This is a genomic window from Halobaculum sp. MBLA0147 (assembly GCF_041361345.1).
Lineage (GTDB): Archaea > Halobacteriota > Halobacteria > Halobacteriales > Haloferacaceae > JAHENP01.
In genome coordinates, this window is sequence record NZ_JBGKAD010000001.1 from 472,357 (window position 1) to 487,818 (window position 15,462).

Below are 15,462 nucleotides of genomic sequence, written 5' to 3' on the forward strand. Positions count from 1 at the left end.
ACGCGAGTCACCGCACACGCACGGCTAATCCCAACACGACCGTAGCTATTAACAACCAGCGAGCACAACGCCGAGACACGACACTGCGGGGTCGTCACTGCAGCAAAGTGGCAGGGTGCTGGTGACACCCTACCTCCGCAGTGTCGTGGAAGGCCACGACAATGTGTTCGAACGATTCTCCGTCTGAAAAGGATGACGGGACGACCGAGGTACAGCCACTGCTCGACAGCTACGACACCCACCTGGAGACGCTCCGACTGCTCCCACTGCCGGAGTACCGCACGAGGGAGCTCCACACCGCGACAGAAGCGGTCCGCGACAGACTCACAGCGAGCGGGTTCGTCCCGCCGACACAACTCCAGCACGTCCTCTGCGTCGTCGCCGAGGCGATCGGCGACGTGCAAGCAGCCGCGATGGGTGAGCCCGACCGCCTCCCCGAGGCACCACGCCACCCGGTCGGCACACCCCGTGACGAGTACGCGATGACACCCGCCGAACGCGAGACGGTACTCGACGGGCTCACGAGTCTCCAGTTCACGCTCGTCGAGACACCAACGCTTCCCGACGGCTGGCGCCAGCGACTCGCCGATCACGACGCCGATTTCGACACGCGGTCAGACACCGTCACGAGCGACGACACCGGAGTCGACGACGCCACCGGAGCCGTCGACGCCGCCGACCCCACGTCGCCGTAGTCGAACGGCGACCCGACTCAGCGGCACCACTCGACACCGTGCCGGTGGACTCGCACCCACAGTACGGAGTCCCGTGCGGTGAGACGCGAAGGGACAAGTGGCTCCGGAGCCGAGTCGGCGCATGGCCGAACCGCCGGAGGTGCCGGAACTGGACGCCGGGCTGTCCCGAGAGGAGGCGCGGGCGCTGAAGGAGTCGTTCGACGAGGCGGAACGCGAGCGGATCCAGACGACGGTCGCGGATCTGCTCGACCTCCTCGGCCGGGCGCACGCGATGGCCGTGTTGTCGACGTTCGCCTTCTCCGAGGAACCGCTCCGCTTCTCCGATCTGGAAGACGAACTGGAGATCGCACCCAACACCCTCTCGACGCGTCTCTCGGAACTCACCGAGGCGGGGCTGCTCGACCGGACCGCCTACGACGAGATCCCGCCGCGGGTGGAGTACACACCCACCGAGCGCGCCGAGGCACTGTTCCCCGTGTTCGCGCACCTCCACCACTGGGCGATCGAACACGATCTGTGAGCGTGTGTTCGGGTCTCCACAGCCGCAGTGAGTCGGGAGTCGGACCCGGTCGTCGTCTGTCGTTTCAGACAGTCGGTCGGATCGTCACGGACTCACCGTCGAACGTCTCCAGCGACAACTGCAGATCGTCGTATCCCGGCACCCGACGTGGGAGACTCAGTTGGTCTTCGAGGTACCGGATCGCGGCCGTCTCGCCGAGTCGGAGGCCGCCGATCCCGTCGCTCCGGTAGTGGATTCCAGCGCGGTTCCGGCCGAGTGCCATGTTGGAGGCGAGTTTGTTCAACTCGCCACGTACGGTCAGCGACTCGCGGACTCCCATCGCGTCTGTCTCGGTGGCCGTCTGGAGCGATTGCCCGTCCCGCGTCGGAACGACCTTTTCCGACGAGGGGAACTCGTAGTCTCCGTCGAACAGCGCCTTCAGGACCGTCACACCGGCACCTGCAACCACCGAGTGACCAGCCGGGTACGAGGGGTGTGTTGGCGAACCCTCCGCGTACGCCTGCGGGAGCAGGTAACTCCCGAACTGCTCACGTGTCTCTGCCAGCGCCTGTGAATCGAGGAGGTTCTGCGGGAGAAGCCTCTCCAAGTCCACCTCATCCGGTGTAGACAGCTCGGAACCGAGAACTGCCTCGACACGACCACCGTACTCTTCGGGACGGAGTCTGCGGTGGACGTTCCACTTCTTGTGCCAAGCCATCTTCTGGCCGACTTCCGTCGCACCGAGTATACGCTTCTCGACGTACAACGGCCCGAAGTCATTGAACGGCAGCGTCGTCTGCTCGGTGAACGTCGCCACGTTCCGTCGACTGGCGCTCGGCTTCTCAAACGGTTTGAGGGTGTAGGGGATGCCGTCGTCCAGCGGCGCATTCATGCCGAAAATGAGGACCTGTGCGGCCTTCTGTACTTGCCGGAAAGGCGGATCGTCGTGAACCCGTTCACACATGTCCCGACCGGTAATGAGGTAGCGTTCCGATCCAAGTTCGTTCCCGGGCAACGACGCGTCGAGTGGTGGGACGATCCCCTGTTGCACTTTCAGCCAATCTTCGACGGTCGTCATGTAGTCACTCCCCGGCGCCTGGACGCGAATTTGCTGGTTCTCGACACCGCCGCCGAGTGGACGGTCCTTCCAGAGGAACTGCGAGACGTACGGGCCGGTAGTCGCGCCGGGGGTGACCCCACGGAAGATGTTCTGTGGTGTCACCGTCCCGTCGGCACCAGGACCACGGTACCCGTCCAGTGTGTCGAGTTCCGCCGCCGCTGCTTGGACCAAGTCGTCGTCCGGGTAGTCGTGGAATGGAACGTCGCGAGTCAGTGCCCGCCAGTAGAGTTCCACCATCTCGGCGCCAGTCTCGGCGCTGTCGAAAGCCGGTGGGCCCGCGATCCGGAGCGTCGCGGTGGACCCTCCCGTCGGCAGATACGTCCACGCCGTCTCCGGCTGGACCAGCGGCTTCGAGTCGAAGCCGTCACCGACGAGCTCCGTCGGGTCGACGGTCACCGCGTCACCCGCCGCCTCGGTCGGCGGCTCGGCGTCCTCGTACGCCTGTGTAATCTCGGTAAAGTCGGTCGCCGTCCCACCGGACTCCGTCGCCGAGACGAGTTCTTCGTACGCCGTCGTCGTCGGGAGACCCGTCGCTGCGTCGTGTGCCAGCGACTTCCCGAACTTGGCCACGACCGCGTCTGTCGCGACCCGGTCGTTCGACGTGTGTGCGCTCGTGTCGGCGTCGACTACCAGTTGCTGGCGTGCGGTGTCCCGTCTAGTTTGGAACTCGTTGGTGGCACGCTTCTTGATCGTCGGGTCGGTGCCACCACTATCGTCGCGGCCGTCGCCGCTCCCGCCGTTACCATTCCCGTTTCCGTTTCCGTTTCCGTTTCCACCGCCGGGTGGATTGCCACTCGCCACGCCGGCCAAACCGGCTGTGGCGAGCCCCCGAAGCACCCACCGGCGAACGATTCCCCTGTGCTCGGCTGACGGCCCCGAACCGTCTGCTGGGATTCTGTCGGACATTGTTGTCGTTCGTTTCAGGCCCGACATCTACATCAACTAGCGACAGCAGATCTATCGCAGGGATATATATTATATTTGCTGAACACGATCACGGACACTGTGTGTAATGATGTGATACTCGGTAACGAATAATACAGCGATGTGTGTTTCCCGGACTTACGGCTGAGCGAACTGTACAGAACGTGGTGCTCGGCGAAACAGCCGACACACTCCGTCACCTGTAACGTTCGATACAAAACGTCGGTGTAGCGAACGGTTACACTGCAGGGAGACACGTACCGAGACGTGAACTCGTCCGATCGAACCGCGGCGAGACGCACTGCTCGTACACTGGAGACGGACGGCGCTCGAAGGCCGGTACGCGCAGACGGCACGATCCACGACCGATCCGAGCACGCTCTCGGAGGTGAGTGCCGTGTCTGAGGAGTCCGTGGCGACTCACCAACACCCGGTCGGGGAGCCGGAGACGACGTTCCCGTTGGAGCCGCCACTGACGGCCGGCGACCCGCGCGCGGAGGGCGAGTCCGACCAGCGTGCGCTGAGTGTGGGGTACGACTACGACGCCGTCGACCCGGCGCTGTTCGACCGACCGATCGGTACGGGAATCGACCGGTGGGCACCACTGCTCCCGCCACTCGCGGGGCCGGGACTCGACGCCGGTGGGACACCACTCGTGGAGGTCCCCGAGGTGGGATCCTGGGCGGGCCTCGACGGCACACTCTACGTGAAAGACGAGAGCCGCAATCCGACGTGGAGCCACAAGGATCGCCTGAACCGCGTCGTCACGAGCGCCGCGGTGCGTGCCGACGCCGACGGGATCGTCGTCGCGTCGACGGGCAACCACGGCGCCTCCGCGGCCGCCCACGCCGCACGGGCGGGACTCGACCGTGTGGTCTTCACGGTTCCGGGGACGCCGCCCGCGATGGAGGCGTTCGTGCGGTCGTACGACGCGGCGGTGTTCCAGGTCGGCGAGCACGACCAACTGGTCCGGTTCGTCGACGCGCTCGCGGAGCGTGGCTTCCACCCGGCCACCAGTCGGACGCGTGTCCACACCGGGCACCCGTACGGCCCGGAGGGGTACAAGACGATCGCCTACGAGACGGTGGGCCAGTTGGGCGGGGTGCCGGCGGCCGTCGCCGCGCCGACCGCCTTCGCCGAACTGCTGTACGGCGTCTGGAAGGGATTCCGGGAGCTGGCGGCGCTCGGCGTCGTCGAGACCACACCGCAGATGATCGCCTGCGAGCCGGCGACGCAAGCCGCGCTCTCCGCTGCCCGCGAGCGCGAGCAGCCACTCGTCGAGATCGACGCCGGCCCGTCCGAGGCACACTCGATCGGCGGCTCGCGGAGCACCCACCGCGGATACTTGACACTCGAAGAGAGCGACGGACTCGCCGTCCCGGTGCCGGAGGCGACGACCACGGAGGCACAGGAGCGCCTCGGCGAGAGCGGGTTCTGGCAGGAGTTCTCGGCTGCGGCGGGCGTCGCTGGACTCCGCGAACTCGGCGCCACGTTCGACGGCCCCGTCGTCGCCCTCGCCTGTTCGAGTGGGTACAAGGACGGCGTCGACTGGAGTGCACCCACGCTCGCGCCGGACGCCGTCGTCGCCGACGTGGTGGACAGAGCCGAGGCGGAGTACGGGGTCTCGATCGGCTCCTCGTCGGCGGACCGGTGATCGGCCCCTCGTCGGCGAGCGAGTGATCAGCTCCTCGTCGGCGGGCGAGTGATCGACGGCGACGGTGAGCGACCCCTGTGTAGTCGACCGGTGTGTCGGAGCCCGGTCTGGTCACTCCCGAGTTCGGAGGTAGAAGAAGACGTACGTCTGTGCGTACCCCGCGTACTCGCCGCCGAACTGTTCGCGGATCGCCCGCGAGGTGTCCGTGTAGGTCCCCCTGTCACACTCGGGGAAGTAGTCCCCGATCGCGGTCCTGATCCAAGTGTCCAACGGGACAGCCTCCAGGAAACCCAGCGAGAACAGCAACACGCAGTCGCTCACCTTCTCGCCGACGCCGACGAACTGGGTGAGGTACTCGCGGGCGTCCTCGTAGGCCATCGTCGCCGCCGTCGCCGGGTGTGCCTCTCCGTCGGCGACCAACTCCGCCGTCCGCTGGACGTACGGCGCGCGGTAGCCCAGAGAGAGGTCACGGAGTTCGTCCTCTGTGCGGGCGGCCAACTGCTCGGGGGTCGGGAAGGCGTGGTACGTCTCCCCGTCGAAAGTGATCGGGTCGCCGAACGACTCCGCGAGGCGCATCTGCATCCCGTGGATGCGCGAGACGCGCATCTGTGCCGAGCAGATGAACGAGATCAGACACGGGAACGGCGGGTCGCGGACGAGTCGCATCCCGTGGAAGGCGTCGTACGCGTCCGCCAACAGCGGCAGGTCGGGCGTCGCGTCGAGGATCGCGTCCAGGTCGTCGTCGAGTCGGAGCAGGTGCGTCAACAGCCGCTCCGCGTCGCAGTTCGACTCCCACTCCAGTCGCGCGTCCGGGTCGTCCGCGTCGCCCACCTGACGGACACGGACGACCGCCGGCTCTGGGACGAGCGGCTCGTCGTCGCCGGGCGGCGCGAACGGGCGGACGACGGTCTCGTACCAGTGGTCGCCACCCCGTGCCGCCGGCTCCTCGTACATGTTCCCGTCCGCGCGGTCCCACAGGTACGTCTGGCCGCTCTCGACGGTCGCCTGGAGGTCGAACGGTCCGTCGATCTCCGCGAGCGGGACGACTCCGGTCTCCATCGTCCGTCCCAAGAGTGCGGCTCGGTTGTCGGTTTCGATCCCGCTCTCGTCGGTGTCGGCACCTGCCGGTGTCCGCCGAGTGTGACGCCCCGCCGGTACCCGCCGAGTGTGACGCCCCGCCGGTACCCGCCGAGTGTGACGCCAGCCACTCGTGAGGCGTCGAGTGTGACGCGGGACACCCGTGGTGTGGTGACACACCGGACGCGGAACGTGGGGTCGGGAACTCAACGCTTTTCGGGGTTCTCGCGGTAGGCACGGACGATGACGGACCTCGACGAGATCGACCTCGAGTTCACGCAGTTGGGCGAGACCGGCCTCCAGACGAGCGAACTCCAGTTCGGCACCTGGCGGTTCGGCCGCGAGACGGCGGAGGGGAACCTGGAGATCGGCGAGAGCCGCGCCCACGACCTGTTGGACGCCTACGAAGCGGCCGGTGGGCGGTACATCGACACCGCCGACATCTACGGCGGCGGCGACAGCGAGCGGTGGATCGGCGACTGGCTGTCCAGTCGCGACCGCGAGCGGTACACGATCGCCTCGAAGATCTTCTGGCAGATCCGCGACGGCGACCCGAACAGCCGTGGGACGAACCGGAAGACGGTCCGGAACCGGATCGACGCCCTGCTCGAACGACTCGGCACGGACTACGTCGACGTGTTGTACATCCACCGCTGGGACGACCAGACGCCGACCTACGAGCTGATGAAGACGCTGAACGGGCTCGTCGAGGACGGGAAGGTCCACTATCTGGGCACCTCGACGCTGCGCCCGAACGCCTGGAAGGTGGCCCGCGCCAACGAGATCGCCCGCGAGCAGGGGTGGGAACCGTTCACCGTCGCCCAACCGCGGTACAACCTCGTCGACCGCGAGATCGAGGGAGACTACCTAGAGATGACTCGCGAGTACGGCATCGGCGTCTGTCCGTGGAGTCCGCTCGGACAGGGGTTCCTCACCGGCAAGTACGACCGCGAGGACGGGCTGACGGGCGAGTCGCTGGCCGCCGAGTCGCCCCACTTCGCGGACAACTACCTCACGGAGGCGGCCTTCGACACCCACGACGTGCTCGACGCCGTTGCCGACGAGGTGGACGCGACACCGGCACAGGTGGCGCTCGCGTGGCAGATCCACCACGAGGACGTCGCCGCACCCATCGTCGGCGCGCGGACGGTCGAACAGTTGGAGGAGAACCTCGCCGCCGCGACGGTCGACCTCTCGGACGAGCAGGTCGAGCGACTCTCCGAGGCGCACGACGGGCCGTACGCGAACCTCTGAGACGCCAGGTCGACGCGGATCTGGTCGTCACCCCCATCGCTTGCCGTCACGGGCGCCGAACACCGCCGCTGGGTTGAAGACGCCGCGATTCCTCCGGTCGAGTATGGCAGCCGCCGACGATCTGGTCCCCCGGACGACCGCCCGTGGCGGGCGGAGTCCGACCGTCGAGACGGTCGCGGTCGTGGTCGCGGTCTTCCTCCTGCAGGTGCCGTTGACCGCCCTCGGACTACTCGGACTGTTCGTGCTCGATCCCGCGTTCGTCGTCAAGCCGTGGACGTTGCTGACGGCGACGTACGCCCACGCCGGGCCGGGGCACCTGGTCGGGAACCTGGTCCCGCTGTTGTTGTTCGGCTTCGCCGTCGAACGGGTGACCACGCGGTGGCGCTACCACGCGTTCTTCGTCGTCACGGGCGCACTCGCCGGGCTCGCGGAGGTCGTCCTCGGCGGGCTGGTGTCGTTGTCCGCGACTGGTGTGTTGGGTGCCTCGGGCGCCGTCTTCGCGTTGATGGGGTACGCCGTCACCGGCAACGACGCCGCCGGGTGGGCATTGGAGGCGCTCGACTCCGTCACGGACTCGGAGTGGGCGGTGACGACGGTGCTCGTCGCGCTCGCGGTCGTCGTCGCCGTGGCACTGTCCGGCCCCGGCTCCGCGCTGATCGCGCACCTCGTCGGGTTCCTCCTCGGGCTCGGCGCGGGGCGTCTCCGGCTGTTGCACGTCGACCGCCGCGAGTGATCTGTGATCCAACGAACGACGAGTGGCACCGCAGTTCGCGTCCCGTGGGTGTCCGAGCCTCCCGGGAGTGACCTCTCGGAGTCGCGACACCTCGCGAATCTATCACGATAAACCGTTATGTGTGTGGCTCTCTCACGTGGTACCGTACCATGTGTCACCACCGAGACTTCAGCGCGGAGTGGACCCGTGCAGACGACGAGGAGGAGTCGGAGGCTGAGCCGGAGCCGACCGCCGACGTGGACTTCGAGGAAGCCGAGGACGTGGAGATCCTCACCGACGGCGGCGACGAGGACGAGTCCGCCGAGTGACGGCTCGCGGCGCGCCGCCGGTGCTGCGGCGACGAGACGACCCGGTCGTTCGCGTTCTCCGTTCTTCGACCACCCAGTGACCACGCTACCACCAGAGCGAAGTGTGTCCCAGACCTGCCGCGAGACGTGACCAACGACACCGGAGACGAGGCGACGGACCGCGTCGTCGCCCGCGAGATCACGCCGGGCGAGCCGCCCGAGTTCGGACTCGTCCAGGCCTGGTGGGGCGACGGGAAGGGGAAGACGACAGCCGCGCTCGGGATGGGCGTGCGCGCGGCAGGCCACGGCTACCGCGTCCACCTGCTCCAGTTCATGAAGGGTGGCACCGGGACCGTCGAGGACGTGCGCGGGGAGTACAACGCCATCGCCGCGCTGCCGGGGATCAGCTACGAGAACAGCGGTCACTACGGCTGGCACGGCTTCCTCGACGGGTCGGACGACGACGAACACGAGGCTCGCGCGGCGGGTGCACTCGCACGAGCGGAGGAACTGCTGGCGGCCAGCGAGGCCGTCGACGGGAGCCTCCCGCTGGACGCCCCCGCCGAGGACGGGCTCCACATGTTGATCCTCGACGAGATCCTCTACGCCGCCAACCGCGGGCTGGTCGAGCCGGCGGACGTGATCGAGCTGATCGAGTCGAAACCCGACGGTCTCGAACTCGTCCTCACCGGCGGCCACGAGGAGCCGACGTACCTCGCGGACCACGCCGACCTCGTGAGCGAAGTCCGGAAACACGACCACCCGATCGACGCCGGGCAGGGCGCACGCAAGGGGACGGAGTTCTGAGGCGTCGAGTCCCGTCGAGCGACCGTCGCGGTTCAAGGAGGCGATCCACACCGCGACCGAAGCGATCAATCCTCGCGCCCTCCGACCGAGAGCCGTGACACGGACCGCCGTCCTGTTGGCCGCCGGGAGCACGCGCGTCGCCGAGATCGAGGGGATCACCGCCGCGGGCGCAGACCCGAGTGTCCGCGCCCACACACCCGCGGCCGACGCCGAGATCCTGACGTACGGCGGCGTCGCCGGCGCGCCGGTCGTCCCCGTGAGTCCGTCGGGGACGCCGACGCCCGCCGTCCTCTCGCGTGGCGCACTGGAGGCGCTGTGGGCGAGTCGAGGCGCCGAGAACGGTGAGTCGAGCGACGGCGGAGAACGGGCTGGCACGTACGTCGCGACGCCGACGGTCCTCGACGCAGGACTGCCCGAACCCACCACCGCGCCGACGGTGTCGCTCGACGCCGCTCCCGGTGACGACCCGCGGGACGACCTGGCGGTGCCCGACGCAGCCGCGATCCGGGACCGTGCGACGACGCTCGCCGAGTCGCTGCCGGTCGACCGACTCGTGATCGGCGAGACGATCCCGGGTGGGACGACGACGGCGAAGGCGGTGCTCGCGGCGCTGGGCGAGCGCGCGGCGGTCTCCTCGTCGCTCCCGGAGAACCCGACGGGACTGAAACGGCGAGTGGTCGCCGACGCGCTCGACGTGCGCGGGCTCTCGCGAGGGGCCGCGGCCGACGACCCCGAGCGTGCTGTCGCGGCCGTCGGCGACCCCGTACTGGCCGCCGTCTGGGGGCTCGTCCGCGGTGCCGTCGCGGGCGACACGCGGGTGGTGCTCGGCGGCGGGACGCAACTGGCGGCCGCCGCCGCACTCGCCCGCCACGACGGGATCACCGCGGACCTGGAGCTGGCGACCACGTCGTTCATCGCAGCCGACGACTCCGCCGCGATCCGGGAGTTGGCCGCGGACCTGGATCTGGCCCTCCGCGTGACCGACCCCGGGTTCGACGCGCGGCCGGACCACCCGGCGACGAGCGGCTACCTCGCTGGGGAGGCGAAGGAGGGGGTCTGTGCCGGTGGCACGCTCGCACTCGCGAGCGAGGCGGGCGTCGGCACCGACCGGCTCCGGCAGTCGATCCTCGGCGTGTACGACCGCGTCGTCGAGTGATCCCGGCGCGAGGGTTCGGTGTCGCGAGTCGCTCGCCGTCGAGTCACGTCCGGCTCGGCGTCCACGAGCCGGCAACACTTTCAGGGTGCCGGCGAGACCGTACGTGTGGATTCTGACGAGGTCCGGCGCGAGTGGGCGGACCGATCCGGAGCGTACTCTCCGGACTTCTACGCCTACCGTGGGCCGGACGCGACGAGCGAGTGGGTGCGCGAGCGACTGCTCGAGCACGTGGACCGCGACGCACGAGTGTTGGAACTGGGGTGTAGCGCCGGACGGCACCTCGCACACCTCCACGCGGACGGGTTCGAGTCACTGTCCGGGGTCGAAGTGAACCCGGACGCCGTGGACGTGATGGCCGAGGAGTACCCGGAGACCGCCGACGCGGCGACGATCCACGTCGACGCCGTCGAGGACGTGATCGAGTCCGTCCCGGACGACGCCTTCGACGCCGTCTACTCCGTCGAGGCGCTCCAGCACGTCCACCCGGACGCGGCGTGGGTGTTCGACGAGATCGTCCGCGTCACCGAGACGGTTCTGTGTACGGTCGAGAACGAGGGGCAGGCGGACTACTCCGAGGGTGCTCCCGGAGAGGTCACGCGCGTCGACGGCGAGATCCCGCTGTTCTTCCGCGACTGGGGTGCGGTGTTCCGCGAGCGTGGCTGCACCGAACTCCGCGAGCCCGAGACGGTGAACGATCGCGACACGGCGCGCGTGTTCGGGGTCTGACCGGCCGGTCGAGTGGGTGGCGGCGGACGAGCGACCCTCGAGTCGTCGTACTCGACGAGTGAATCCCAGTCGTGGTGTCTCACTCGTCGAGCGAGAACGGCTGCCAGCCGTTCGGCTGGTTCGGGAGTCCGCGGACGCGAACCTCGCCGTCGGCGTCCGCCGGCACGTCGGCGTCGGGCTCCCGGACCTCGATCCGGCCGTCCGCGACCTGGCTGAACGTGTTCACCGTCTTCTGTTCGTGTGTCGTCGGGTCGATGGCGAAGATCCCCAGTCCACCGGCGCTGTCGATCCGCCCGGAGAGCGTCTGAGCGAACCGGAACAGCGACCGCATGTCGACGTACATCGACAGCGAGGAGAGGCTGATCAACCCCGTCCGGACGCGGCCACCCTCCATCGCGCCGTAGAGTGACTCGTACAACGCCGAGAACTTCATCCCGATCCCGGTGAGGTCGCTCTGCGTGGAGACCGCCTTCACCTGCGGGTCCGAGCGGTACTCGTCCAAGTCCTGGCCGGAACAGTCGATCACGCCGGTGCGGTCCGCCGCGAACCCGGGTTCCAGCCGCTCGCAGGCGGTCAGGAGCTTCTCGCAGGTCATGTTCGTCGAGACGAACAGCATCCCTTCTCGGGGGTCCGTGTCGCTCCCGGCGGTCACCAGCGACGTCGCCAGGTCCTCGGAGCGACTCAACGCCGGCCCGGCGACCAGCACCGTCGACCCCGGCGCGATCGGCTCGATCGGGAGGTGGTCGGGGAACACGTACCCCGCCGGCTCCCCGCTCGCGTCGTCGGCGCTCACGGCACACCTCCGTCCGTCGCGGCCGGCGCGTCCACCCGCGAGTGGAGTTCGAGGAGGTCGACCGCCACCGCCGCCAGATCCGCGAGGTACGCCTCGTCGTCGGCGTCGAACTCGCGTGGCACCTCGTCGTACACGCACAGCGGGCCGATGCGGAGCCCGGCGCTCGTCACGAGGTTGGCACCCATGTACGAGCGGATCCCCATGTCGATCAGCGTCTCCGAGCGCGTCTCGAAGCGCGGGTCGTCGGTCACGTCGGGGACGGTCATCACGTCGTCGTCTTCGAGGATGGTGAACGTACAGATGGAGTCTTCGCGGTCCATACTCTCCCACTCGGTGGCCCCGCCGTGACAGGCGAGGAAGTCCTGGCTGTGTTCGTTGATGATGTTGATCGACGCGCGCGACACGTCGAAGTGCGTGGCCGCGAGGTCCGTGATCCGGTCCAGCGAGTCGATCAGCGCCTCGTCCGCGAGGTCGTACGACCGCAGCGCCGCGAGGCGTTCGTCCTCGTTCTGGGGGAGCGGGTACGACGCCTGCACGCGTGTCTCGACGGTCGTCCGGATCAGCCGCGCCAGCCGGTCGGCGCCGAACAGGGAGTCTTTCCCGACGTACTCCGTGATCGTCCCCCGGATCGCCGTGGTGTCGATGGTGTCCGGGTCCGTGTCGGTGTAGAGGACACAGCCCGCGTCCGGACTGGCGTCTTTCGCGGCGTCGATCACGTCGAAGCCGGAGCCGTCCGGGAGGTCGTACTCCGTGACGACGGCCGCGACGGGCTCGTCGAGTGCGGCCTCCGCCTCGGCGACCCCGTCGGCCGTCTCGACCGTCGGGTCGAGGTCCGACAGCTCCGTGCGGAGTTCCGCCGCGGTGTCCGCGCGTGCCTCCGTGTCTGGGTCGACACAGAGGATTCGGTGTGTCAGCATTCGTCTCGGTTCCCCCTTCGGGCCCGGTGGTTTGTACGTGCCGCCCGCGCTATCAGCGACGAGAACGCCTCGCCGCGACGGGCGGTCGACGGCGGACGGCCGACGCCGGGTGGGTCGTGGCACCCACCGCTCACCCGGCGAGGCTTCCGACTCGTACCGACTGGATTCCACCCGACACCTCTCGGGTTTCTCCCGAGTGGTACATAGTCGATCCGAGTCGACATGGTCAGATTGAGGTGAGGGCCTCCCGAGGCGACACCCGTGCGACGGAGACACCTCTTGGCGGCACTCGGAGCGGGGAGTACTGCGGCGGTCGGTCGCGCGGCGGCGGCCGACGACGGAGAGCCAACCGAGCGGGCGGTCACACGGGAGTCGCGTGCGACGGTCGACACGGCGACCGGCCGGATCGACCCGTTGGCGTTCGACTCGACGTGTAGTCTCTTGGACGCCGACGAGGAGCCGGTCACCGGCGATCCAGAGTACGTCGTCGCGACGGCCGAGTCGACGGCGTTCAACGAGGACGCGAACGGTGACGACTCCGACCTGTTCACGCCGTACCCGGACGACACGGATATTCCGTTGGTCGCGGCGGCGGACGGGGTCGTCGCGGTCGGTGCGGTGTTCCTGCAGGACGGGACCGGCTTCCGAGACGCGGGCAACGAGGAGTTCGTCGCGAACGTCCTCGACGAGGAGGCCGGCACCGGCACCGTGTTGTGGGACGAGGGCCACGGCCAGTTCTTCGACACGTCGAAACACCTCGCGTTCACCGGGTACGTCGAGAACGAGGGGTACGACGTGGTCGGGACGGAGTCGCTGGCGGCGGATCTCGACGGCGACGACGTGACCGCGGCGGTCGTCACCACGCCGGCGGAGTCGTTCACGGACGCGGAGTTGGACGCGGTGGCGTCGTTCGTCGCCGACGGCGGGACGCTGTTGTTGTTCGGCCAGTCCGACTTCGGCGGGTTCAACCAGCCGGCGAACCTCAACGAGGTCTGTGTGGCCGTCGACGCGCCGTTCCGGTTCAACGACGACCAGGTGCTCGACTTCGCGAACAACGCGGGCATCTTCTTCGTCCCGAGCACGGACGCGTTCGACACTTCGTTCCCGTACTTCGCGGATCGGCCGGGGATCGCCCCGCCGGAGTTGGAGCGCGGCCGGCGGTACACGGTGGACGTGCTCGACGTGGCCGACGGTGACACCGTCGACGTGCAGTTCCAGAACGGCTACGTCGACGAGGTGCGCCTGCTCGGGATCGACACCCCCGAGACGTTCCTGCCCGCGGAGTTGCGCGCCGAGTGGGAGGGGATCGACGACGACGACTACCTCGCGGAGCGCGGCGAGGCCGCCTCGACGTTCGCCCGCGAGCAGTTGGCCGGCGAGACGGTCGAGTTGGCGTTCGACGCCGAGGCGGACCTCCGCGGTGGGTTCGGGCGCCTGCTCTCGTACCTCTACTACGACGCGGACGGCGACGGCAGCCGCGACACGAGCTACAACCGCCGCATCGTCCGCGAGGGGTACGGCCGCGTGTACGACTCCGGGTTCTCCCGTCACGACGCTTTCCTCGCACTGGAGCAGCGGGCTCGACGCGAGGGCCGAGGCGTCTGGGCGGAGAGCGACGTAGACGCCGCACCGGCGCTCGCGGACCGCCCGGCGCGTGTCGACCAGATCTTCGTCCCCCGTGCGGCGCCCGTGACGACTGCCGACGGCGCCAGTGACAGTGGTGGTTCCGGGAGCGGCCGCGGTCCGGCCGAGGACGTGTCGGTGGTCGCACGCGCGAGCGAGTCGGCGAGTCGCGGCGGGGCACCGCTGGCGGCCGTCGACGACCGCGCGAGCGTCGCGCTCGTCGGCGGGCAGCTGTTGGACGAGGACTACGGCGAGGACGACACGCCCGTCGACGACCCGACGGCGTACGACGGCTACCAGTTCGCGGCCGGGCTCGCCGAGCGGCTCACCACCCGTGCGGGCGGGTACCTGATCGACGGCGGTCACGGCCAGTTCGGCGCGGACCGCTCGGTGAGTGCCGAGGACGCCGCCTTCTTCGGGCGCTACCTGGAGGGACTCGACGAGACGCTGACCCAGTACAACGACCTCGCGACGAGCAAGCTCTCTTCCGGGCGAGTCCTGTTCGTCTCCGCGCCGACGACGGGGTTCTCCGACGCGGAGTTGGACGCGGTGAACCGCTTCCGCCGCGGTGGCGGCTGCGTGGTCGTCTTCGCCGGCCGCGACGCGGACCGCGCGGTGACCAACGAGTTGCTCGCGGAGCTGGACACGACGCTCCGCCTCGGCGAGGGTGTCGTCGACGACCCCGAGACGAACGCCGGCGAGGCGACGCTCCCGGTCGCGACGGACGTGCCCGTCGCGGCGCCAGCCTACGACGAGAACGAGGGTGAGGGCGGCACCGTCGACCGCGGGCGCGGGTCCGGTCGCGGTCGCGGGCGAGGTCGTGGCGACGACCGCGAGACGGCACCCGGTCGGAGTGCGATTCGGCACGGCCGCGCGCCGCTGCCCGCTGCCGTGCGTGGGCGCGGCTCTGAGTGAGGGAAGCCGTCTGGGGTCTCCGCTCGGCACGGCTTCGCCCGTGATCTCCTCGGAGGCGCCGTCGGCGCTCGTGGGAGAGATGCGTCCCGGTCGATAAATTTATGATATTTCTCGGGTTACGACCACGACAGAGTCCGGACGGTAGACTCTCGAACCGCCCGACGGCGCTACTCGGAGTGAGCTCGGTGATCCCGTACGTATGATCGAATATCGTCGTAGAGTGGCTCTCGCCGCCCGGATGGGTGTCGCGATGATCGTGTTAGTTCCGGTCGTGGTACTTCT

At 68.7% G+C, this 15,462-nt stretch carries 14 protein-coding genes; 10 read left to right on the forward strand and 4 right to left on the reverse strand.

Annotation, left to right across the window (positions count from 1 at the left end; translation table 11 throughout):
* Nucleotides 1-161: 161 nt before the first annotated feature.
* Both RYH80_RS02220 and RYH80_RS02225 read left to right on the forward strand, forming a co-directional pair.
* Nucleotides 162-695 carry a hypothetical protein gene (locus tag RYH80_RS02220; protein WP_370902223.1) on the forward strand — a complete coding sequence of 178 codons (534 nt, stop codon included), beginning with the start codon at nt 162-164 and terminating at the stop codon, nt 693-695.
* Between the two features lie 121 nt (nt 696-816).
* Nucleotides 817-1,215 (forward strand): winged helix-turn-helix transcriptional regulator, encoded by a 399-nt coding sequence (locus RYH80_RS02225; RefSeq protein WP_370902224.1) that lies wholly within the window; start codon nt 817-819, stop codon nt 1,213-1,215.
* A gap of 64 nt (nt 1,216-1,279) precedes the next feature.
* On the opposite strand, the gene RYH80_RS02230 is transcribed toward RYH80_RS02225, so the two are convergent.
* On the reverse strand, nt 1,280-3,220 hold the full coding sequence (locus RYH80_RS02230; RefSeq protein WP_370902226.1) for a vanadium-dependent haloperoxidase: 1,941 nt from the start codon (nt 3,218-3,220) through the stop codon (nt 1,280-1,282).
* Between the two features lie 415 nt (nt 3,221-3,635).
* Here RYH80_RS02230 and RYH80_RS02235 point away from each other — a divergent pair, with 415 nt between their 5' ends.
* Nucleotides 3,636-4,892, forward strand: coding sequence for a threonine synthase (locus tag RYH80_RS02235; RefSeq protein WP_370902227.1), 1,257 nt, complete (start codon nt 3,636-3,638; stop codon nt 4,890-4,892).
* Between the two features lie 111 nt (nt 4,893-5,003).
* On the opposite strand, the gene RYH80_RS02240 is transcribed toward RYH80_RS02235, so the two are convergent.
* Nucleotides 5,004-5,951 carry a DNA-3-methyladenine glycosylase family protein gene (locus RYH80_RS02240; RefSeq protein ID WP_370902228.1) on the reverse strand — a complete coding sequence of 316 codons (948 nt, stop codon included), beginning with the start codon at nt 5,949-5,951 and terminating at the stop codon, nt 5,004-5,006.
* A gap of 261 nt (nt 5,952-6,212) precedes the next feature.
* On the opposite strand from RYH80_RS02240, the gene RYH80_RS02245 reads away from it, so the two are divergent.
* The 6 genes from RYH80_RS02245 (at nt 6,213) to RYH80_RS02270 (ending at nt 10,932) form a co-directional block, all read left to right on the forward strand.
* On the forward strand, nt 6,213-7,223 hold the full coding sequence (locus RYH80_RS02245) for an aldo/keto reductase (RefSeq protein WP_370902229.1): 1,011 nt from the start codon (nt 6,213-6,215) through the stop codon (nt 7,221-7,223).
* A 103-nt stretch (nt 7,224-7,326) separates the two neighbouring features.
* Nucleotides 7,327-7,956, forward strand: coding sequence for a rhomboid family intramembrane serine protease (locus tag RYH80_RS02250; RefSeq protein ID WP_370902230.1), 630 nt, complete (start codon nt 7,327-7,329; stop codon nt 7,954-7,956).
* A gap of 149 nt (nt 7,957-8,105) precedes the next feature.
* The gene (locus RYH80_RS02255) at nt 8,106-8,264 is read left to right on the forward strand and encodes a hypothetical protein (protein ID WP_370902231.1); all 159 of its coding nucleotides are present in this window, start codon (nt 8,106-8,108) and stop codon (nt 8,262-8,264) included.
* Nucleotides 8,265-8,390: 126 nt separating this feature from the next.
* On the forward strand, nt 8,391-9,050 hold the full coding sequence (locus RYH80_RS02260) for a cob(I)yrinic acid a,c-diamide adenosyltransferase (protein ID WP_370902232.1): 660 nt from the start codon (nt 8,391-8,393) through the stop codon (nt 9,048-9,050).
* 94 nt (nt 9,051-9,144) lie between these two features.
* Nucleotides 9,145-10,206, forward strand: a complete 1,062-nt coding sequence (locus tag RYH80_RS02265) for a nicotinate-nucleotide--dimethylbenzimidazole phosphoribosyltransferase (protein ID WP_370902233.1) — start codon at nt 9,145-9,147, stop codon at nt 10,204-10,206.
* A 105-nt stretch (nt 10,207-10,311) separates the two neighbouring features.
* The gene (locus RYH80_RS02270) at nt 10,312-10,932 is read left to right on the forward strand and encodes a class I SAM-dependent methyltransferase (protein ID WP_370902234.1); all 621 of its coding nucleotides are present in this window, start codon (nt 10,312-10,314) and stop codon (nt 10,930-10,932) included.
* 79 nt (nt 10,933-11,011) lie between these two features.
* On the opposite strand, the gene RYH80_RS02275 is transcribed toward RYH80_RS02270, so the two are convergent.
* Both RYH80_RS02275 and RYH80_RS02280 read right to left on the reverse strand, forming a co-directional pair.
* Nucleotides 11,012-11,725, reverse strand: coding sequence for a DUF7504 family protein (locus RYH80_RS02275; RefSeq protein ID WP_370902235.1), 714 nt, complete (start codon nt 11,723-11,725; stop codon nt 11,012-11,014).
* Complete coding sequence (locus RYH80_RS02280) at nt 11,722-12,642, reverse strand: GAF domain-containing protein (RefSeq protein WP_370902236.1); 921 nt, start codon at nt 12,640-12,642, stop codon at nt 11,722-11,724. Before RYH80_RS02280 ends, RYH80_RS02275 begins: the two co-directional genes overlap by 4 nt.
* A gap of 261 nt (nt 12,643-12,903) precedes the next feature.
* Between RYH80_RS02280 and RYH80_RS02285 the strand changes: the two genes are divergently transcribed.
* Nucleotides 12,904-15,180: a DUF4350 domain-containing protein gene (locus RYH80_RS02285; protein ID WP_370902238.1), complete on the forward strand. Its 2,277-nt coding sequence runs from the start codon at nt 12,904-12,906 to the stop codon at nt 15,178-15,180.
* Nucleotides 15,181-15,462: the final 282 nt, after the last annotated feature.